Below are 20735 nucleotides of genomic sequence, written 5' to 3' on the forward strand. Positions count from 1 at the left end.
ATGTCGGAAATGACACCTCGTGAAATCGTTCACGAACTAAATCGTCACATTATCGGTCAGGATAAAGCAAAACGTTCAGTTGCCATCGCTCTTCGTAACCGCTGGCGCCGGATGCAGCTGGAAGAAGACCTGCGCGCAGAAGTCACACCAAAGAACATTCTGATGATCGGTCCAACCGGTGTCGGTAAAACAGAAATCGCACGCCGCCTTGCAAGGCTGGCAAACGCGCCATTTATCAAAGTTGAAGCCACCAAGTTCACCGAAGTGGGTTATGTGGGTAAAGAAGTGGAAACCATTATCCGCGACCTTACCGATGTAGCGGTGAAAATGACCGGCCAGCAGGCGATGGAAAAAGTAAAATTCCGCGCCGAAGAACTGGCTGAAGACCGCATTCTGGACGCGCTACTGCCACCTGCACGCGACGCTTGGGGTCAGAAAGAAGATCAGGGCGAAGATAACTCAAACACCCGTCAGATCTTCCGTAAGAAACTGCGCGAAGGCAAACTGGACGATAAAGAGATCGAAATCGACGTAGCTGCACCTCAAATGGGCGTTGAAATCATGGCTCCTCCGGGCATGGAAGAGATGACCAACCAGCTGCAGGGCATGTTCCAGAATCTTGCCGGTAATACCAAGAAAAACCGCAAGATGAAGATCAAAGATGCATTCAAGGCACTGACTGAGGAAGAAGCGGCTAAGCTGGTGAATCAGGAAGAGCTGAAAGAGAATGCCATCGAAAACGTGGAAAACCACGGCATCGTATTTATTGATGAGATCGATAAGATCTGTAAACGCGGTGAAGTTTCAGGCCCGGACGTATCCCGTGAGGGTGTTCAGCGTGACTTGCTGCCACTGATCGAAGGAAGCACGGTTTCAACTAAGCATGGCATGGTGAAAACTGACCACATTCTGTTTATCACCTCCGGTGCATTCCAGGTAGCGAAACCATCGGATCTGATCCCGGAACTTCAGGGCCGTCTGCCAATTCGCGTAGAACTTGAAGCCCTGTCTGTTGATGACTTTAAACGCATCCTGACGGAGCCAAGAGCTTCTCTGACTGAGCAGTACATTGCTCTGATGGATACAGAAAACGTTTCTGTCGAGTTTACCGAAGATGGTATTGCTCAGATTGCAGAGGCTGCATGGCGCGTGAACGAAACCACAGAGAACATTGGTGCTCGTCGTCTGCATACCGTTTTAGAGCGTCTGATGGATGAAATTTCCTTTGATGCAACAGAAAAATCAGGCAGCACTCTTACCATTAATGCGGATTACGTCAAAGCCCACCTTGGTGAGCTTGTGGAAGATGAAGACCTAAGCAGATTTATCCTTTAAAGGTTAATCCGTATCACAAAAGACAAAAAGCCCGCCTACCCCTTTTGGTGGGCTTTTTATTCCCTCCACTCTTGATATACTTGCATACACTATTTTCAGGTGTATCTAGTTAATGAATAAGTTAGTTTCCTTCTGGCTTGATGCCGCGAGACCAAAGACTCTCCCTCTGGCTTTTGTATCCATTATCTGTGGAAGCAGCCTGGCGCACGCCGATGGACAATTTTCCGCAGTCACTACATTTTTAGCCCTGCTGACAACCATGTTGCTGCAGTTTCTGTCGAACCTGGCAAACGACTATGGCGATGCAGAAAAAGGCACAGACAACGAAAACCGTCTTGGCGATATCCGTGGTATGCAAAAAGGCATCATATCCAGAAGTGATATGAAAAAAGCCATTATTGCTAACGTTATTCTGGCCATCGCTTCAGGCCTTGCCCTGATCTTCTACTCTCTCGACAGCCTGACCAATATTCTTATCTTTATCGGCCTGGGCCTGCTGGCGATTGTCAGCGCTATCGCTTATACCGTTGGCGGTAAAGCCTATGGCTATGTGGGCTTAGGCGATGTGGCAGTACTTCTGTTTTACGGCCTGCTTGGTGTGGGTGGCTCTTACTACCTGCAAACCGGCAGCATTAACCTTTCTCTGCTGACACCGGCTCTTGGCTGCGGCCTGCTGGCCGTTGGCGTACTTAATATCAACAATATGCGCGATATCGATAATGACCGCGAATGTGGTAAGTACACGGTTCCGGTAAGGCTTGGTGAAAAAAATGCCAAGTACTACCACCAAATCCTTCTATGGACTGCCTTTATCGCGTTCTCAGCCTACCTGCTGACCCAGCTCAGCAACACCTGGCTGATTATTCCGTTCCTTATTTCGGCCCTGTTATTAAGAAACCATGGCAAAGCCATACTGGCCACAGATCGCCCGGCGCAAATCGCACCTATGATGCCGGTAATGGTAAAATGCGCAGTAATTACTAACATTCTATTTTCGCTGGTGGTTGTAGCTCAAACTATGGTGAGATAATTGCGCCTTGTCATTGCAATGACTTAATGACCGGATATACTCGAATAAGAGTTAACCAGCTAATAGAAGACGGTTCATATGGAATACAATACTTCTGCACTATGTGATATTTACCTGGATCAGGTTGATGTTGTCGAACCTATGTTCAGTAACTTTGGTGGAAGCGCCTCTTTCGCCGGCCAAATCACCACAGTCAAATGTTTTGAGGACAATGGACTTATCCGCTCCATTCTGGAAGAAGACGGAGACGGTCGTGTTCTGTTAGTTGATGGTGGTGGCTCACTGAGAAAAGCCCTGATTGATGCAGAGCTGGCAGCACTTGCAGAAGAAAACGAGTGGGAAGGCATTGTTATTTACGGCTGCGTTCGCGAAGTCGACGACCTTGAAGATATGAACGTGGGTATTCAGGCTCTTGCTTCCATTCCTGTTGGTGCAGCTTCGCAAGAAATTGGCGAGATCGATGTACCGGTAAACTTTGGTGGTGTCACCTTCCTTCCTGAAGATTATCTCTACGCTGACAATACAGGCATTATCCTTTCTCAGGAACCATTAGATGCTAAGCTGGATATCGAAGAAGACGACGATGATTACGCGGAAGATCCGTTGGAAGAGATCGAGGAAGAAGAGAAGTAAATCAGCTATCAGCTATCAGCTATCAGCTATCAGCTATCAGCTATCAGCTATCAGCTATCAGCTATCAGCTATCAGCTATCAAAAAAGCTTGCCACTTATATAAAAAAGTTGGCAAGCTTTTTTATTGCTTAGAATGCACTCACGAGATAAAAGCCTGAGAACTTCCCCTCCTGAAAGCTGACGGCTGATAGCTGACAGCTCTTATTCAACATTTTCCATTTTGCCCAGCAGCGTGCGGATGCGCTCCTGCCATGCATCGTGCTCTTCGCGCATCTGCTGGTTCTGACGTTCCAGATCTTCGCGGCCTTCTTTCAGAGAGTTTGCTTCCGCTTCCAGTTGTCCGTTCTTCTCTTTTAACTCATCCAGTTCCATCTGAAGAAGAGTAATAGTATCAACTGCAGTCTGAACTTTTGCTTCTAGTTGTTCTAGCACTTCTAGCGACATTTAAACCTACCTTTTTGTAATTCTGCTGCGGTGCGTTGCACCCTTGTAAATATCTCTTATTCTACTCAGGCCTGAGCGGATAGCACTCCCTATCTTTACCAATTATGCCCGTATGCTCAAGTTTAAATCAGATTTTGATGTTTTCCTGACTTTGCAGCGAAACCAAGTCTGCAAGAGACCAACGCGAAAAAAGGCAAACGTTTTCTATTTTGTATGATAGAATCCCGCCGATTTTTCTCTGTTGACGATTTTTTATTTGGAGTTTACATGAAACGCGATTTAGCGATGGCTTTTTCACGAGTGACTGAAGGCGCTGCTCTGGCAGGTTATAAATGGCTTGGCCGCGGTGACAAAAACGCTGCAGACGGCGCAGCTGTTGAAGTAATGCGTACCCTGCTGAACAAAACTGAGATCAGCGGAGAGATCGTTATCGGCGAAGGCGAGATCGACGACGCACCTATGCTTTACATTGGCGAAAGCGTTGGTAAAGGCGGTGATGCAGTGGATATCGCGGTTGACCCAATCGAAGGCACCCGCATGACTGCAATGGGTCAGGCAAATGCTCTGGCTGTGCTTGCAGCAGGCGAAAAAGGCAGCTTCCTGAAAGCGCCTGATATGTACATGGAAAAGCTGGTTGTGGGTCCTGGAGCAAAAGGCTGTATTGACCTGCACCTTCCTCTTGCAGAGAACCTGAAAAACATCGCTAAGGCGCTAAATAAAACTCTGGATACCCTGGTGGTTATCACCCTTGCTAAACCACGTCACGACGAGGTTATCGCAGAAATGCAGGCGATGGGTGTTCGCGTATTTGCTGTGCCGGACGGTGACGTTGCTGCATCGATCCTGACCTGTATGCCAGACAGCGAAGTTGACGTTATGTACTGCATCGGTGGTGCACCTGAAGGCGTTGTTTCTGCTGCGGTTATCCGTGCACTGGACGGTGATATGCATGGCCGTCTTCTTCCGAGACACGAAGTGAAAGGCGATACAGAAGAAAACCGCAAGTACGGTGAACAAGAGCTGGAACGTTGTAAAGAGATGGGCGTTGAAGCCAATCTGGTTCTGAAAATGGAAGATATGGCTCGCAGCGACAATGTTGTGTTCTCTGCAACCGGTATCACCAAAGGTGATCTGCTGGATGGTATTTCACGCCAGGGCAATATCGCAACAACGGAAACCCTGCTGATCCGTGGCCGCTGCCGTACCATCCGCCGCATCAAGTCAACTCACTACCTTGATCGTAAAGACAGAGAAGTAAGAGATATCATCCTGTAAGATGCCTCTCCTGCTGATTTTGTTATAAATGCTAATTGCTTTAAAGCGCAGCTCCGGCTGCGTTTTTTAATCCTCTCAATAACTTAGTTAAGCATTTGCTTTATTAACCACTTGCTTCATAATAAGAAGTATCAATAAAAGACTCAGAATAAGAACATAACCGTGAAAACCATAGATATCATCCTTGAGAAAATAAAGCGCGAAGGCGCCATCACAGCCAAAAAACTCTCTGAAGACCTCTCTATGACAACTATGGGAGCCAGGCAGCACTTACAGTCGCTGGAAGATGAAGGTCTGGTCAAATTCTACGATCTGAAAGTCAAAGTGGGCAGGCCAACCAGACACTGGTCACTGACAGGCAAAGGACACGCCCAGTTTGCCGATAAGCATTCGGATTTAACGGTTCAGATCATCGAGTCAGTAGAAAACCTGTTTGGCGAAGAAGGCCTTGAAAAGGTAGCTGCAGACAGGGAAGCTAAAACACTTTCCCGCTACGCTGAGCACTTTAATCCATCCCAGTCACTACAGGAAAAAGTCTCTGCTCTGGCCATGCTCAGAGAACAGGACGGCTATATGATAGAGCTAAAACAAGAGGAAAATGGGTTCATTTTAATAGAAAACCACTGCCCGATTTGTAAAGCAGCTCAGCATACTCCACGGCTCTGCCAGTCGGAGCTAAACGTATTTCATTCTCTTTTAGGTCAGGATGTTAGCATCACCAGAACCGAACATATTGTTAATGGTGAGCAGCGCTGCGCTTATAAAATAGAGCCTTTGCACAACTAACAACTTTGTAAATAACGTTTTTCCGCGACTACACTTTTAGTAGGCCCTATTAAAAAAGGGTGAGGAGAAACATAATGAACTATGCAGAACTGGACAAGCCACTACCGCCATTTGACGAGCTGGTAGAGCTTGCAGAAAAACACCCGGACGCTTTTGAGCAGTTCAGGCAGGACATGTGTGAAGAAGTTATCACCTACGCCTCTGAAGAGATGCAACCCAGGTTAAGAGCTCAGCAAAGTCATATCAACCGCGTAATCAAAAGCTGCAAAAACCCGCACCATACCAATGTGGTTCTGATGCGGGAGCTATCAAGTCAGGTAGGGAAATTCAAAGATGTACTTGAGGGAGATATCGAAGACTATGAGTCTCAGTCCGCGGACGTGATACCTTTCCCTTCTAAATGTTCATCGGGGTAGCGTTAAACGTCGGGTTGGCCGTAGTCATTGTCGGTTGGGTCCCCCTTCAGAAAGCCACACTCGACCAGAATCCAGGCGCCGGCGACTAATGCCGATAATGAAATGCCGGCCTGTAACGGACTCGCCTCTGCAACCGCTCCAGCCGCAGGAAACATCATCCGGCCCAGAATCAAAGGAATATTAAGCAGCAGCCACTTGTTAGACTTATTTCTGTCATGCCAGCGTTTTGCCGTTACCGCCAGATCAGGAATAATCAACACAATCAGCAGCACAGTAAACACATACTTCGCCAACTCCGGCATCAGTTTTCCGACAATCGACGCAACCGCAAGAATAATCAGATAGTAAGACGCATTCCACAGCCAGAACTTACGACGCCCTATACGGCCATTAAACGAGAAAAGTAATTCAGCTAAAGACATTGTTTATCCACCTAATTCATTTATCACTTTTTTGAAAGTCTCTTTGTCCATATCCCGGATGTTAATACTCAGGCTTTTCACAGCGCCGGCCTGCTCCTTCAGTTTAGCCATCAGAGCATCAGCCAGAGTATTTTTTTGCTCCGCCGTTCTGCCGGATAACAGCTCGAAAGTAATATGGATAAAATCCTCGCTGTCTCCGGTATGACCAATCAGCCAGTGATGGCAGCGAAGCGCCCTGGATTTAACATCTTCAGCCTGGAATAAGCCGCAATCCAGAGTAATCTCATGCAGGTCTTCCAGCAGGCCCTGCACATTAACGCGCTCATCCACCGAGTTTGAATATTCTAGTACAAGATTTGGCATGGCTATCTCAACATTAGACAAGAGGGGTCAACCATACCGGATTTGAGACAAGATCCGACAGATTGACTATGATTCTGTTTGTTGGATCACTTTCAGTAAATCGATTCCGTACATATGAGCGTAAAGATCAACCAAAGAAATGATTACCGTCATGATCTGGTCGCATTTATCTGTTATATTCTTTCGCAATTAAGTTAATTTTTTTCATAAATACATTTGGAGATATCCCTATGCGTCAACCTGTAGTGATGGGTAACTGGAAACTAAACGGCAGCAAAGAAATGGTTACTGAGCTGCTAAACGGACTTAAAGCAGAGCTAGCTGGCGTAACTGGCGTTGACGTGGCAATTGCTCCACCTGCACTGTACATTGACCTTGCAGAGCGTCTAATCGAAGGTACTGACATCATCCTTGGTGCTCAGAACACTGACGTAAACAACAAAGGTGCTTTCACTGGCGACATGTCTCCAGAAATGCTGAAAGACTTCGGTGCTTCTCACATCATCATCGGCCACTCTGAGCGTCGTGACTACCACAACGAATCAGACGAGTACGTTGCTAAGAAATTCGCTTTCCTAAAAGAAAACGGTCTTAAGCCTGTATTCTGTATCGGTGAATCTGAAGCTCAGAACGAAGCTGGTGAAACTGAAGCAGTATGTGCACGTCAAATCAACGCAGTTATCGACGCTTACGGTGTTGAAGCTCTGAACGGCGCTATCATCGCTTACGAACCAATCTGGGCTATCGGTACTGGTAAAGCAGCAACTGCAGAAGACGCACAGCGTATCCACGCTTCTATCCGTGCTCTAATCGCAGCGAAAGACGCAGCAGTAGCAGAGCAAGTAATCATCCAGTACGGCGGTTCTGTTAAACCAGAAAACGCTGAAGCTTACTTCGCACAACCAGACATCGACGGCGCTCTAGTTGGCGGTGCATCTCTGGACGCTAAGGGCTTCGCAGCAATCGCTAAAGCGGCTGCTAAAGCTAAGGCTTAATTTTAGTTCGTTACTAGAATTTAGTTTTGAAGAAAGGTCGGCTTTGGTCGGCCTTTTTTAGTTTTTGGGCCCTGGGGTCGGGCTTCGCCCTGCTAGGCCCTGGGCCCTGGGAGATCGTTGGTTATACTCCCAGGGCCTGTAGGACGAAGTCCGTTCCCAGGGCCCAGGGCCAAAAACAAAAAAACGACCGCAGGCTCCCCCACGATCGTCTTTATTAACTATTTCGGCTTCGTCGAAACTTAGAACAACTCTTCCGCAACCTGATATAGATCTTCACGTACCGGACGACGCATATTTTCAATTGCATCGATGATATCGTGGTGTACAAGTTCTTCTTTCTGGATACCTACACAGCGGCCGCCGTGGCCTTCCATTAGCAGGTGTACAGCGTAGTTACCCATGCGGGAAGCAAGTACGCGGTCGAACGCAGTCGGACGGCCGCCACGCTGGATGTGACCCAGTACAGTTGCACGGGTTTCACGGCCAGTCGCTTCTTCGATCTCTTTAGCCAGCTCGTTTGCATCCATCATCAGCTCTGTCAGCGCGATGATAGCGTGCTTCTTGCCCTTCTGCAGACCTTCAAGCAGGCTGTCGATCAGGTCTTCCTTACTCCATGACTTTTCAGGAGTAATGATGTACTCACAACCACCAGCAATTGAAGACATCAGAGTCAGGTCACCACAGTGACGGCCCATGATTTCAACAATAGAGATACGCTGGTGTGAAGAAGAAGTGTCACGCAGACGGTCAATGTTGTCGATAACTGTGTTAAGTGCAGTCAGGTAACCGATTGTGTAGTCAGTACCCGCGATATCGTTATCGATTGTGCCCGGTAGGCCAACACATGGGTAACCCATCTCAGTCAGCTTCTTAGCACCCATGTAAGAACCGTCACCACCGATAACAACAAGTGCTTCGATGCCGTGCGCATTCAGGTTTTCAATCGCTTTTTCACGGATAGAAACTTCTTTGAACTCCGGGAAACGCGCAGAGCCAAGGAAAGTACCGCCACGGTTAATTACGTCAGATACGCTTGAACGATCCAGTTTCTCGATACGGTTTTCATATAGCCCTTGGTAACCGTCATAAACACCGTATACCTCCAGACCTGCAGAAAGTGCAGTACGAACTACGCCACGAATTGCTGCGTTCATACCAGGTGCGTCACCGCCACTTGTCAAAACACCGATCTTCTTAATCATGCTCACCCTCGATTTTATAAATCAAAATTAAAAATTTAACTGCCTTATTTGGCGAAAATATGAATGTATCCCGTAATACTTTTGTTCGCTCATCAACCAGGAGCGCCAGAACGAAATACTGAAATTTTTTTACTTATGTAAGAGTATTACAATTTTGCTCAAAAACTTTGTTGATTCATATCAGAATCAACCTGAGTATAGCCTCTTTGAACAAGAAACAGCCAAAACGGAGCTATTTCTATCAGATTTAGACTCCCCTTACCAGCCTAATTCCTTCTGTCCTTTCTCTGTACCATAGACAACAGATACAGGATCCTGATGTATCTGCACATCCGAATGAGGGAAAATTTCCATCAAAAGATCTTCCACTTCATCAGAGATCTTATGTGCTTTTATCAGCGGAATATGATCATCGAGCTCCAGATGAAGCTGAATAAAGCGCACAGGCCCGGATTTTCTGGTACGAAGCTGATGTACCCCCAGAACGCCTTCCACAGAGACCACATGTGTTCTGATGGTTTCAAGCTCAGATTCCGGAAGCTGGCGGTCCAGCAAAGACTGAATCGCTTCTTTGATCATTTTAAAAGCGCTGACCAGGATAAACAGACCAATACCGATAGCGAACACAGGGTCAGCCTGCTTCACGCCAAAGTAGCTCAAACCAAGCGCAATCATAATCGCGACGTTCATATACAGGTCGGTCTGATAATGCAGAGAATCCGCAGCAATCGCCTGGCTGCCCGTTTTACGCACAACATATTTCTGGAACAGGACAAGGCCGAAAGTCAGCACCATAGCGAACAAGCTGACATAAATACCGTACTCAGGAGAAGCAAGTTCATGAGGTCTGAAGAAGCGGTCGATACCGCTTAAAATAAGGAAACAGGCTGAGCCGGAGATAAACATGGTCTGGGCAAGCGCCGCCAGAGATTCGGCCTTTCCGTGACCAAAAGTATGCTCTTCATCGGCTGGCTGAAGCGCATAACGCACAACAAACAGGTTAACCACCGAAGCGCCGATATCCAGAACAGAATCAATAACCGATGCCAGCAAGCTGACTGAACCCGTCACCCACCAGACGCCGACTTTTGAAATAAGCAGTATTGATGCAACCCCGGTTGCAAGCCACGCGGCTAAAGAGACTAAACGCGCGTATTCATCTTTCATAACAGAATCATTCAGATTTAATTTGCGCAGATTATAACCTTGAATATGTGACTTGGGTATCAAAAAATAAAGCAGCCCGAAGGCTGCTTTAGGAACACAAGTGTAGCAAGACTATTGCATTTGATTAGTTGCGGTTCATACGATCATTCATACGCTCTGTACATTCCTGCATGCGCTCAGCCTGAATCTCTTTTAGCTCAGCCTTCTGCTCATCCGTCAGAATGCTCATCATGTCATGGCGTGCTTTCAGCATTTCTACCTGGCGCTCAGACTGTTTTTCTACCATCTTAGCGGCAAGAGCCTTAGCCTGCTCTTCGTCAAAATCAGCAGCCAGAACCAGATCCTGTACCTCGGTATTTAAGCCCTGCATTGCAGCCATACGGTCTGCCATACGAGTGCCACGGTCAGCTTTTCTTTGCTCACGCTTTGCATCACGTAGTGCTTTCAGTTGGTCTTCCTGCTCATCTGTCAGGTCTAACTGACGAAGAGCACCTCTGTCAAAACCACCACACTTACCACCGAAGTCATTAAAACCTTTACCGCCACCCTGCTTGCCGCCAAATGCGTAAGCACTTGCAGTACCTAGAGCCAGAGGAAGAACAGCAGCAGCCAATACGATTTTCTTAACAGTTTTCATAATATAAACCCTTACTAGATAATTTTGGAAAGGCTGTCTTCACAGCGCTTGAGTATAGAATAGAGGCTGCTAAGTAAAGCAACGTATAGAAAGCGTAAAGATACGTAAAGAGGAAAGAAGTGGTTAATTTTCCCTGTAAGATCGTTGATACTTACTCTATGACTTCAGAATAAGAGCATATAGCAGCATGGCCAATATACTACTTGTCGACGACGACACAGAACTGACTTCCCTGTTAAAAGAAGTATTAACCTTTGAAGGTTTTAATGTAACCGAAGCCAATGACGGTGAAGCCGGCCTTGCCGCTGTCTCAGAAGAGATCGATCTTATTCTGCTTGACGTTATGATGCCCAGAATGAGTGGCACGGATATGCTGAAAAAACTGCGTGAAAACTGGGAAACGCCGGTTTTGATGCTTACCGCTAAGGGAGAAGAGAGCGACCGGGTTATTGGCCTGGAACTTGGCGCAGACGATTATCTGCCAAAGCCATTCAGCGATCGGGAACTGCTTGCCCGTATGAAAGCCATTCTGCGCCGGACTCAGAAGCATGAAAGTAAATCTTCTGACTCAATTCAGTATCAGGACATAAAAGTCATTCCAGGCAAACAGGAAGCCTACTGCTCAGGACAGCTTATTGAGCTAACCGGAACTGAGTTCGCCCTGCTTGCTCATCTTATACAGCATCCGGGAGAAACCCTGACAAAAGAAACGCTGAGTCTTGATGTTCTCGGCAAACGTCTTGCTCCATTTGACCGTGCTATCGATATGCATGTGTCTAACTTAAGAAAAAAACTTCCGGAAAGAAGTGACGGAAAGCCACGAATTAAAACCCTCAGAGGAAGAGGCTATCTTCTGGTTGAGGAGGGATAATGCGCATACCTAAGGTTTCTAACCTCTATGGCCGGATTTTTGCCATATTCTGGTTCACCATGTTTCTGGTATTGCTGGCCGTAACCAGTATCACCCAGTCGGATCCAAGGCAGACTCACGAAGCCCAAAGCGGGAACATAGAGCTGCTTGAAGAGGTAGCAGAACGTATTGAAGACAGGTTCTCAAACATGAGCAGCCTGTCCTATGCCCTGCAACTGATCGACAACCGTTATAAAGACAACAACAAAAACCGCAGAGACTGGGATAAAAAAGATGACGATGATGACGATAAACCACGCATCTATTTAACCGATCTTAACGGAAACCTGCTCGGCAACTATGGCCGTATGCAGTCCAAGTTTATCCAGAATTTTGTCACCGGAATTGACAGCTTTGATAAGCCACATCAGCGGCAATACGGCAGGTTTATGTTTGCCGGTCCCAAACCAGTGATCATTGCCAATCAGAAAGTGCTGCTGTTTATCGGAGCTAAAAAGGAACTGTCTGCCCCCTTCCTGATTCAGATTTTAGATAGTCCGGTAAAACTGCTGCTCACTGTAATGCTGGTCAGTACACCATTGCTGCTCTGGTTAGCCTGGGCGCTTAGCCAGCCAGCCAGAAGGCTGGAGCAAGCAGCCCGACGCGTTGCAAACGGCGAGTTTGAACAGGATCCGTCACTGGAAAAAGGCAGCACAGAGTTTCGTGAGGCAGGCGCCGCCTTTAACCAGATGGTGCTAGCGGTGAATGGCATGATCTCCGGAAATCAGCGCCTGCTGTCTGATATCTCCCACGAACTCAGATCTCCGCTCACCCGGCTTCGCATGGCAAATGCCCTGGCGACCCGGAAGCAGGGTGAAAGCGATGAACTAAAACGCATTGATACCGAAGCTGAACGTCTGGAAAAAATGATTGGAGAGCTGCTGGAGCTTTCACGTATGCAGGTGAACAGCCATCAGGTCCGTGAAGAACGTTCTGCTTCAGACCTCTGGAATGATCTGGTTAAGGACGCACAGTTCGAAGCTGAGCAGGTGGAAAAAGAGCTCACCTACAGCCCGATTCCCGACTGTAAGATCACAGGTAACCCTAACCTGCTGATGAGCGCCGTGGAGAATATTATCCGCAATGCGGTTCACTACGGAAAGGACACTATCCGGGTTAACTTCCAGCTAAAAGAGCAGATGCTGAATATCTCTGTCGAAGACAACGGCGAAGGCGTGCCCGAACATGAACTGCAGGAAATCTTCCGCCCTTTCTACCGGGTATCCACCGCCCGCGACCGGAAATCCGGAGGTGCAGGCTTAGGTCTTGCGATCACCGAAAGCGCAGTACGCCAGCACAATGGCAGCGTAACCGCATCCAGAAGCGAACTGGGCGGCCTGCGGGTACTTATCCAGCTACCGGCTCAGTAAAAACAACAAAAAGCGCGGTCAGGTCAGATACCTTTCCGCGCTTTTTCGTTCATCTATTATAAATAGCAAAAGTCCTACAGAGTTATACTGCTCCCTCAAACCCCAATTGTCTCCAGGCTTCAAAAGCAATAATCGCTACCGCATTTGAAAGGTTCAGGCTCCTGCTGTCCGGTACCATTGGGATACGGATTCGTTGTTCCATTGGCAGGCTTTCAATTAGCTCTGCTGGTAAACCTCTGGTTTCCGGACCAAACAGAAGCACATCGCTTTTTCTAAACTCTGCGTCCACATGATGGCCTGTGGTTTTGGTGGTACAGGCAAAGAGGCGATACTCTCCTTCACGTTCATTTTCCAGATAATCAATGAAAGCCTGCAGGTTTTTGTGACGTTTTACCCTTGCCAGATCGTGGTAATCAAGACCAGCTCTGCGCACTTTTTTCTCTTCAAGGTCAAAGCCAAGAGGCTCAATAAGATGAAGGTTCGCTCCACAGTTTGCACAGAGTCGGATTATATTGCCTGTGTTAGGAGCAATTTCTGGTTCGTAAAGCGCGATATCAAGCATGTGGTATTGTCTGTCTGATTAAAAGGGGGAAAATTATATACTCAAACCAGGTTGGGGGGGTAGCTTGAATAAGGCTACGGTTCTTTTCCCCATAGCCCTATAAAACCTAATTCAACTTATCCCGATCGCTTTGATCCCCATCCTTCCTCTCATACTCTCCCTCAAACGTATTTCCGTCTTCCTGATTTGAGCGGAAAGGATCCTGCTGACCAAACGGGCTTTCGTCAAAGCCGCCCTGAGAATAGAAGCCACCCTGGAAACCATTGCCGCCGGAGATGGTGTTTACCTTCACTCTGGACATGATTTGTTTAGCCAAAGCCGCCCTTGGAGCTGGTAAAAGAACAAGCATACCCATGGCATCGGTCATAAAGCCCGGGGTGAGTAGTAGCACGCCGGATACTGCCAGCATCACACCTTCTACAATCTGCTGAGCCGGGATTTCACCCTGCTGCAGCCTGCTCTGTACGGATAACAGAGTCTGCAGACCCTGGCTTCTCACCAGTGAGGCGCCCACAACGGCGGTAATAATGACCAAAGCAATGGTCGGCCAGAGGCCAAGAAACCCACCCAGTTGAATAAACAGGCCAATTTCAATAATAGGTACACAAATAAACAACAGAAGTAATACAGGAAACACAAGCTCTCCTTCAATAGATCTTAATAATGCTTTTAATATCCCCCACAGTGTACGCGAAACCTACCCAATCTAAAGAAGTATTACCTAAATTTACGATCTGAAAATTAATTAACGCAAGCCTGACATAAACAGTGACCTAGTTACTATTTTTGTAAACTCAATACGTTATCATCGCATTAAATTATGGGATAAAGAACAACCAGGCCTCTGACGAACGGATTCTAAAAGCAGAGTAGGCTATATAATCTATATATTTATAATTATTTCCTAAGGCGATCCGTATGACTAAGGTTTCCGAACTTTCCCCATCAGCGACTCATGTCTCCTCTACCCGCATTGAACACGACCTGCTCGGCGAGCGTCATGTTCCGGCCGACGCCTATTACGGCATTCATACTTTAAGGGCTATCGAAAACTTCAATATTTCCGATACCACCATCTCCGATGTTCCCGAGTTTGTACGCGGCATGGTAATGACTAAGAAAGCGGCCACGATGGCAAACAAGGATCTTAGCGTTATCCCCGCAGATATTGCAGACGTAATCATTCAGGCCTGTGACACCATTCTGGAGACAGGCAAGTGCATGGATCAGTTCCCTTCAGATGTCTTTCAGGGCGGTGCGGGTACATCGGTGAATATGAATACCAACGAAGTGATTGCCAACGTCGCACTGGAACTTATGGGGAAAGAGAAGGGTCAGTACGATATCGTTAACCCCAATGATCATGTCAACAAAAGCCAGTCCACCAACTGCGCATACCCGACGGGCTTCCGTATCGCGGTCTACAACAGTATTCATAAGCTAACCGATGCCGTTGAATACCTTAAAGGTGCCTTTGAACTTAAGAGCGAAGAGTTTGCGACTGTGCTTAAAATGGGCCGCACCCAACTTCAGGACGCCGTTCCTATGTCGGTAGGGCAGGAGTTCAAGGCTTATGCTGTCACTATTAAGGAAGAGATCCGGAACCTGAAATACACCTCCAAACTACTGCTGGAAGTCAACCTTGGCGCTACCGCTATCGGCACCGGTCTTAATGCAGCCGAAGGGTATCAGACACTGGCAGTTAAACATCTTGCAGAAGTTAGCGGCCTTGAGTGCACTCCTGCAGAGAACCTGATTGAAGCCACATCAGATACCGGTGCTTACGTTATGGTGCACGGCGCCTTAAAACGCCTGGCGGTTAAACTTTCCAAAATCTGTAATGATCTGCGCTTGCTTTCATCCGGGCCTCGTGCCGGCTTAAATGAAATCAACCTTCCTGAGCTGCAGGCCGGCTCTTCCATTATGCCGGCTAAGGTAAACCCGGTTGTGCCTGAAGTGGTTAATCAGGTCTGCTTTAAAGTTCTGGGGAATGACACCTCAGTCTCCTTTGCAGCCGAAGGCGGTCAGCTGCAGTTAAATGTTATGGAGCCGGTGATTGCTCAGTGTATGTTTGAATCTCTGGACATCCTGACTAACGCCTGCGTGAACCTTCGCGATAAGTGTGTTGACGGCATTACAGTTAACAAAGAAGTCTGCGAAAGCTATGTCTTTAACTCCATCGGTATTGTTACCTATCTGAACCCTTATATCGGTCACCATGAAGGTGACATAGTCGGAAAAATCTGTGCTGAGACAGGAAAAAGCGTGCGCGAGGTGGTTCTGGACCGCGGCCTTCTGACAGAAGACGAACTGGACGACATCTTCTCACCAGAAAACCTGATGAGACCTCAGTATAAAGCGAAACGTTACGACTAACTTCTAGCTTCCGGGGCTAAGCCCCTCAATCCAATATTCCATCCATTATCAGGGCTCTGCGAAGAGCCCTGAGGGTTAACTCACGCTCAAAAAACATCAATTTTGTTTCAACATGTTTCTCAGAAATTCGTTTAGAGGATAAAAATTAATGGTAATCATAGAGTTATTTACAGTACTGCTGTTTATCTTTTTAGGGGCCAGAATCGGCGGCATAGGTATCGGCTTTGCCGGTGGTGCCGGTGTTATTGCACTCACCATAGTGCTTGGCTTAGATGCGGGAAGTATCCCGGTTGATGTCATTCTGATTATTATGTCGGTGATTACCGCCATTGCAGCTATGCAGGTTGCCGGAGGAATGGAGTGGCTGGTTGATCTGGCCGAGCAGTTCCTGCGTAAGAATCCAAAGCATATTACCTTCTACGCTCCGGTGGTGACTTACTTTATGACTCTGCTGGCAGGAACAGGACATACCGCCTTCTCTACCCTACCGGTAATTGCTGAAGTCGCTAAAGAGCAGGGTGTGCGCCCTTCCCGGCCGCTTTCTATTGCTGTCGTCGCTTCTCAGGTTGCAATCACAGCTTCACCTATCTCAGCAGCTGTAGTGTTTTTCTCGGGAATACTGGAGGACAAAGGCGTGGACTATCTGACACTGCTTGCCGTCTGCATCCCAACGACCTTCGCTGCCTGTATGGTCGGAGCCTTTGTTGCCAACCTGATGGGTTGCGAACTGAAAGATGACCCTGTTTATCAGGAGCGCATGAAAAAGGGGCTGGTTAAGCTACAGGGGCAGACTCAACGCGAGATACTGCCTTCCGCTAAACCATCGGTTTACATCTTCCTTATCGCTATTATTGCGGTTGTCTCCTACGCGACCATGATCAGCGGCACAGTTGGCCTGATTGAAAACCCATCCATCGGCCGGAACCAGGCCATTATGGCAATCATGCTGACAGCGGCAACCGCGATTGTTATGCATACTAAGATCGATGCCTCAAAGATTGCCAACGCCGCCACCTTCAAATCGGGTATGAGCGCCTGCGTTTGTGTTCTGGGTGTGGCCTGGCTGGGCGATACCTTTGTATCGGGTCATATTGGCGAAATAAAAGAGTTCTCTGCACATATCCTTGAACAACATCCGTGGATGCTGGCTATCACCCTGTTCTTTGCTTCCATGCTGCTTTACTCTCAGGGCGCAACCACAACTGCGCTTATGCCTGCGGCTTTAGCTATCGGCGTTGCACCGTTGACTGCCGTCGCATCCTTTGCCGCTGTCAGTGCCCTGTTTGTTCTGCCAACCTACCCGACACTGCTTGCCGCAGTTGAAATGGATGATACGGGCTCAACCCGGATCGGACGCTATGTATTCAACCATCCATTCTTTATTCCCGGCGTGGTAACTATTGCTACTGCGGTTGCACTGGGCTTTGCCTTCGGCGGAATGGTCATCTAATCCTTTCGGGGTAATCCTTAAGATAAAGGGGCCTTCGCCCCTTTTTTGCTCCATTGCTCACTATTTTTCATTCTTTTTTTAGTATGATGTAAGAATTCTTTTTTTCATGCGGTCTTAGTTATATCGCTTTTTGCCAGTAGTTATTTATGCGCGCATTCATCTCATTGCTATTATTTGGATTGCTTTCCTTTTCCAATCCATCCCTTGCCCTGTTTGGCAATAACAACAGTTCAAACGCATTCGGTAACAGCAACTCAGATTTCGTTACTGTTGACCAGGCTTTTCCGTTTCTTGCCAGTCAGGTAAATGACAAAGTCTTTCTCGACTGGGAAGTGATGGAGGATTACTACCTCTATCAGCAAAGACTGTCAGTATCCATCGAAAACGGAGAGATCGGTTCTCTGGATATGGAAGACGGAAAGCCCTACGAGGATGAGTTTTTTGGCGCAGTTAATATCTACACAGAACCACTGCATATAGTGGTTCCACTCAAAGCGGTCAATGAAGGAGCCCGCCTGATCGTTCAATACCAGGGTTGTGCCAAGGCCGGATTCTGTTACCCGCCGGAAACCAAACTGGTGCCTTTGCAGGCGATAGTTGCTTCATCCGCCACAAACGCTCCAACGGCGCAACCTGAGCAGAAACAGGTTAAGCCAGCCAGAAAAAGCATGACTCAGGAGTCCTCTCTGGCCAGTGACCTGGAAGATAGCTGGTGGACACCATTTCTGTTTCTGGCGCTGGGAATCGGGCTTGCTCTGACACCTTGTGTATTTCCTATGTACCCAATCCTGACCGGCATTGTGCTGGGAGGCGGAAAGCTGAGCCAGTCAAGGGCTCTGTTCCTCTCCTTTATCTATGTTCAGGGAATGGCGCTAACCTACACCATTCTTGGCCTGGTGGTCGCATCCGCAGGCATGCAATTTCAGGCGGCACTGCAGCACCCTTATGTATTAATCGGGATTAGCATTCTGTTTGTACTGCTGGCTCTTTCCATGTTCGGCCTGTACACCATCCAGCTGCCAGCCTCGGTTCAGACCTGGCTGAACAACCAGAGTAACCAGCAGCAGGGCGGCAATGTCACCGGCGTATTTGTTATGGGGGCAATTTCCGGTCTGGTCTGTTCACCTTGCACCACAGCTCCGCTTTCTGGTGCGCTTCTCTATGTTGCTCAGAGCGGCGATCTGCTTACCGGTGGTATCGCCCTTTATGCGCTTGGTCTGGGAATGGGCATCCCTCTGATGATAGTGGCCGTTTTCGGTAACCAGCTACTGCCTAAAGCCGGAGCCTGGATGGACAGGGTAAAAATTCTGTTTGGCTTTATTCTTCTTGCCGCACCGATTTTCTTTATTGAAAGACTGATCCCGGAAAGCTGGGCTGTCACCCTCTGGGGAGCACTTGGCCTTGCCACATTTGGCTGGCTATACCATGTAAAAAACAGTCTGGAATTTGGCGGCTGGAAACAGAGTCTGCTTGGCATTATTGCGGTACTGGGGATTCTGGGTTCAGCACTGCCGGTTTACAACCAGTGGTTTAATGCTGAAAGCAAAGAGGCTTACCAGCCACAGGTGGCGTTTATCCGTATCAAGTCTGTGGAAGATCTTGAGAAACAGCTGGTTGCAGCCAATAAGGCCAACAAACCCGTAATGCTGGATTTCTACGCCGACTGGTGTGTGGCCTGTAAAGAGTTTGAGAAGTACACCTTCCATACCCCTGATGTGGAAGCCCGACTTAAAGACTTTGTGCTGCTTCAGGCTGATGTCACCAAAAACAGTGCGGAAGATATCGCCCTGTATAAACGCCTGCAAGTGATGGGCCTGCCGACAATCGACTTCTGGGATGCAAAAGGCAACTATCACTCAGGAGCCAGACTGACCGGCTTTATGGAGGCTGAGCCGTTTTTGCAGCACATTGATGCTCAAGGTATAAATTAGCCGCTGACGTCATTCCGGAAGTTGCGAAGCTTCTATCCGGAACCTACTGTCAACGCGCTGTAGAGCTGAAGAAAGCCTTCTACTCTGCAACACCCAGAAAGTAGATCTCGGATATTGCACGCAATTCCGAGATGACGACTCACCCGCTGCGAATCCGGTTAAACACTTAAGCAACCACTAGCGGACAGCACTAAAAGTTAATAAGTTGTAAACAAAACCCAACCTTCCTCAGACTTTTAACGCTCAAATATTGGCCAATATTCAAAACCATACAATACTTACTCTGATGTGCTTTATCCGAATTTCAGAGCCTACGGAGAGAAAGTAAAGTCATGGACTCAAATTACACTATTATAATAGCCGACGACCATCCACTGTTTCGCAACGCACTGTTTCAGTCTGTTCATATGGCGATAAGCGGAGCCAACCTGCTGGAAGCCGATTCCTTAGATGCTCTGCTGGAGCTCCTGAAAAAAGAGTCTGAACCGGACCTGCTTCTTCTGGATCTTAAAATGCCGGGAGCAAACGGGATGTCAGGTCTGATCCACCTCAGAGCCGACTACCCTGACCTGCCAATCGTGGTGATCTCTGCCAGTGAAGAGCCCAGTGTTGTCGGTCAGGTAAAAAGCCATGGCGCTTTCGGTTTTATTCCCAAATCCAGCGATATGCGCTCTCTGGTCAGTGCACTGAATCAGGTACTTAATGGCGATCCCTTCTTCCCGGAAGAGCTGCTGAAAAACAGCCAGGGCTGCAGCGATCTGGCGGAAAAGATCGCCTCGCTGACACCCCAGCAGTACAAGGTACTCGGTATGCTCTCCGATGGCCTGCTTAACAAACAGATTGCCTACGAACTGAATGTCTCCGAAGCCACCATTAAGGCCCATATGACCGCCATCTTCCGCAAACTTGGCGTTCAGAACCGTACTCAGGCGGTTATTCTTCTTCAGCAATTGGAGCCCGAAGGTTAGACCTTAGGCTAAAAGTAACGCTTCATTGACAGCGTCATTTTGTCGTAAACCTCCCAAAAGCGCCCGAAATCCGGGCGTTTTTTCGTTTTTCTCCCCGACTAAAGTTGGACTGAGATCTGAATTCACTGCTGCTAACCTAAATGACGTAACAGTTTGTTAACACCATTCAGACAAAGGAAGGAGAAGGCGATGTCTTTCGAAACAACGGAGCATGCACAAGCCTACTGGAAGGAAAACCTGACCATCATGGGTACACTGCTTGCCATCTGGTTTATGGTCTCGTACGGAGCGGGAATCTTATTTGTCGAGCCACTAAATGCCATTCAGTTTGGCGGATTTAAGCTTGGCTTCTGGTTTGCCCAGCAGGGTTCCATTTACACATTTGTAGCACTGATATTTGTTTATGTTTGGCGTATGAATGCGCTGGATAAGAAATATAACGTACACGAAGAGTAATTAGAGG

Annotated in this window: 22 protein-coding genes; 14 read left to right on the top strand and 8 right to left on the bottom strand. The window is 47.8% G+C overall.

The window, feature by feature from the left end; translation table 11 throughout:
- From hslU to rraA, 3 genes are all read left to right on the top strand, one after another.
- Complete coding sequence (gene hslU / locus L3Q72_RS13730; protein WP_275130479.1) at positions 1-1335, top strand: HslU--HslV peptidase ATPase subunit; 1335 nt, start codon at positions 1-3, stop codon at positions 1333-1335.
- Between the two features lie 112 nt (positions 1336-1447).
- Positions 1448-2365: a 1,4-dihydroxy-2-naphthoate polyprenyltransferase gene (locus tag L3Q72_RS13735; protein WP_275130480.1), complete on the top strand. Its 918-nt coding sequence runs from the start codon at positions 1448-1450 to the stop codon at positions 2363-2365.
- Positions 2366-2443: 78 nt separating this feature from the next.
- A complete protein-coding gene (gene rraA, locus L3Q72_RS13740) occupies positions 2444-2998 on the top strand; it encodes a ribonuclease E activity regulator RraA (RefSeq protein ID WP_275130481.1) in 555 nt (184 codons plus the stop codon).
- Positions 2999-3199: 201 nt separating this feature from the next.
- Here rraA and zapB read toward each other — a convergent pair whose 3' ends face one another.
- The gene (gene zapB / locus L3Q72_RS13745; protein WP_275130482.1) at positions 3200-3442 is read right to left on the bottom strand and encodes a cell division protein ZapB; all 243 of its coding nucleotides are present in this window, start codon (positions 3440-3442) and stop codon (positions 3200-3202) included.
- 267 nt (positions 3443-3709) lie between these two features.
- Between zapB and glpX the strand changes: the two genes are divergently transcribed.
- The 3 genes from glpX (at position 3710) to L3Q72_RS13760 (ending at position 5919) form a co-directional block, all read left to right on the top strand.
- Positions 3710-4717 (top strand): class II fructose-bisphosphatase, encoded by a 1008-nt coding sequence (glpX, locus tag L3Q72_RS13750; RefSeq protein ID WP_275130483.1) that lies wholly within the window; start codon positions 3710-3712, stop codon positions 4715-4717.
- Positions 4718-4879: 162 nt separating this feature from the next.
- Positions 4880-5503: a metalloregulator ArsR/SmtB family transcription factor gene (locus tag L3Q72_RS13755; RefSeq protein ID WP_275130484.1), complete on the top strand. Its 624-nt coding sequence runs from the start codon at positions 4880-4882 to the stop codon at positions 5501-5503.
- Between the two features lie 74 nt (positions 5504-5577).
- Positions 5578-5919: a DUF3135 domain-containing protein gene (locus L3Q72_RS13760; RefSeq protein ID WP_275130485.1), complete on the top strand. Its 342-nt coding sequence runs from the start codon at positions 5578-5580 to the stop codon at positions 5917-5919.
- Positions 5920-5921: 2 nt separating this feature from the next.
- On the opposite strand, the gene L3Q72_RS13765 is transcribed toward L3Q72_RS13760, so the two are convergent.
- Both L3Q72_RS13765 and L3Q72_RS13770 read right to left on the bottom strand, forming a co-directional pair.
- Complete coding sequence (locus tag L3Q72_RS13765) at positions 5922-6341, bottom strand: DUF805 domain-containing protein (protein ID WP_275130486.1); 420 nt, start codon at positions 6339-6341, stop codon at positions 5922-5924.
- Between the two features lie 3 nt (positions 6342-6344).
- Positions 6345-6704: a 5-carboxymethyl-2-hydroxymuconate Delta-isomerase gene (locus L3Q72_RS13770; protein ID WP_275130487.1), complete on the bottom strand. Its 360-nt coding sequence runs from the start codon at positions 6702-6704 to the stop codon at positions 6345-6347.
- Between the two features lie 230 nt (positions 6705-6934).
- On the opposite strand from L3Q72_RS13770, the gene tpiA reads away from it, so the two are divergent.
- Positions 6935-7699, top strand: coding sequence for a triose-phosphate isomerase (tpiA, locus tag L3Q72_RS13775; RefSeq protein ID WP_275130488.1), 765 nt, complete (start codon positions 6935-6937; stop codon positions 7697-7699).
- A gap of 239 nt (positions 7700-7938) precedes the next feature.
- Here the strand turns inward: tpiA and pfkA are convergent, their stop codons facing one another.
- From pfkA to L3Q72_RS13790, 3 genes are all read right to left on the bottom strand, one after another.
- The gene (gene pfkA, locus L3Q72_RS13780) at positions 7939-8901 is read right to left on the bottom strand and encodes a 6-phosphofructokinase (protein WP_275130489.1); all 963 of its coding nucleotides are present in this window, start codon (positions 8899-8901) and stop codon (positions 7939-7941) included.
- 258 nt (positions 8902-9159) lie between these two features.
- A complete protein-coding gene (fieF, locus tag L3Q72_RS13785) occupies positions 9160-10068 on the bottom strand; it encodes a CDF family cation-efflux transporter FieF (protein ID WP_275130490.1) in 909 nt (302 codons plus the stop codon).
- Between the two features lie 124 nt (positions 10069-10192).
- Positions 10193-10705: a CpxP family protein gene (locus tag L3Q72_RS13790; RefSeq protein WP_275130491.1), complete on the bottom strand. Its 513-nt coding sequence runs from the start codon at positions 10703-10705 to the stop codon at positions 10193-10195.
- 187 nt (positions 10706-10892) lie between these two features.
- Here L3Q72_RS13790 and L3Q72_RS13795 point away from each other — a divergent pair, with 187 nt between their 5' ends.
- Together L3Q72_RS13795 and cpxA are read left to right on the top strand one after the other, a co-directional pair.
- The gene (locus L3Q72_RS13795; RefSeq protein ID WP_275130492.1) at positions 10893-11576 is read left to right on the top strand and encodes a response regulator; all 684 of its coding nucleotides are present in this window, start codon (positions 10893-10895) and stop codon (positions 11574-11576) included.
- Positions 11576-12985: an envelope stress sensor histidine kinase CpxA gene (gene cpxA, locus L3Q72_RS13800; RefSeq protein WP_275130493.1), complete on the top strand. Its 1410-nt coding sequence runs from the start codon at positions 11576-11578 to the stop codon at positions 12983-12985. The genes L3Q72_RS13795 and cpxA overlap by 1 nt, the downstream gene beginning before the upstream one ends.
- A gap of 82 nt (positions 12986-13067) precedes the next feature.
- On the opposite strand, the gene trmL is transcribed toward cpxA, so the two are convergent.
- Entirely contained in the window at positions 13068-13547 is a 480-nt protein-coding gene (trmL, locus tag L3Q72_RS13805; protein ID WP_275130494.1) for a tRNA (uridine(34)/cytosine(34)/5-carboxymethylaminomethyluridine(34)-2'-O)-methyltransferase TrmL, read from the bottom strand.
- Positions 13548-13653: 106 nt separating this feature from the next.
- Positions 13654-14184 (bottom strand): FxsA family protein, encoded by a 531-nt coding sequence (locus tag L3Q72_RS13810; protein ID WP_275130495.1) that lies wholly within the window; start codon positions 14182-14184, stop codon positions 13654-13656.
- Between the two features lie 281 nt (positions 14185-14465).
- Between L3Q72_RS13810 and aspA the strand changes: the two genes are divergently transcribed.
- From aspA to L3Q72_RS13835, 5 genes are all read left to right on the top strand, one after another.
- Positions 14466-15923 carry an aspartate ammonia-lyase gene (gene aspA / locus L3Q72_RS13815; protein ID WP_275130496.1) on the top strand — a complete coding sequence of 486 codons (1458 nt, stop codon included), beginning with the start codon at positions 14466-14468 and terminating at the stop codon, positions 15921-15923.
- Positions 15924-16071: 148 nt separating this feature from the next.
- Positions 16072-17373, top strand: a complete 1302-nt coding sequence (locus tag L3Q72_RS13820) for an anaerobic C4-dicarboxylate transporter (RefSeq protein ID WP_275130497.1) — start codon at positions 16072-16074, stop codon at positions 17371-17373.
- Positions 17374-17519: 146 nt separating this feature from the next.
- Positions 17520-19304, top strand: a complete 1785-nt coding sequence (locus L3Q72_RS13825; RefSeq protein ID WP_275130498.1) for a protein-disulfide reductase DsbD — start codon at positions 17520-17522, stop codon at positions 19302-19304.
- 332 nt (positions 19305-19636) lie between these two features.
- Positions 19637-20272, top strand: coding sequence for a response regulator transcription factor (locus tag L3Q72_RS13830; protein WP_275130499.1), 636 nt, complete (start codon positions 19637-19639; stop codon positions 20270-20272).
- A 189-nt stretch (positions 20273-20461) separates the two neighbouring features.
- Complete coding sequence (locus L3Q72_RS13835; protein WP_275130500.1) at positions 20462-20728, top strand: DUF4212 domain-containing protein; 267 nt, start codon at positions 20462-20464, stop codon at positions 20726-20728.
- Positions 20729-20735 lie beyond the last annotated feature (7 nt).

This window comes from Vibrio sp. JC009 (assembly GCF_029016485.1).
GTDB lineage: Bacteria > Pseudomonadota > Gammaproteobacteria > Enterobacterales > Vibrionaceae > Vibrio.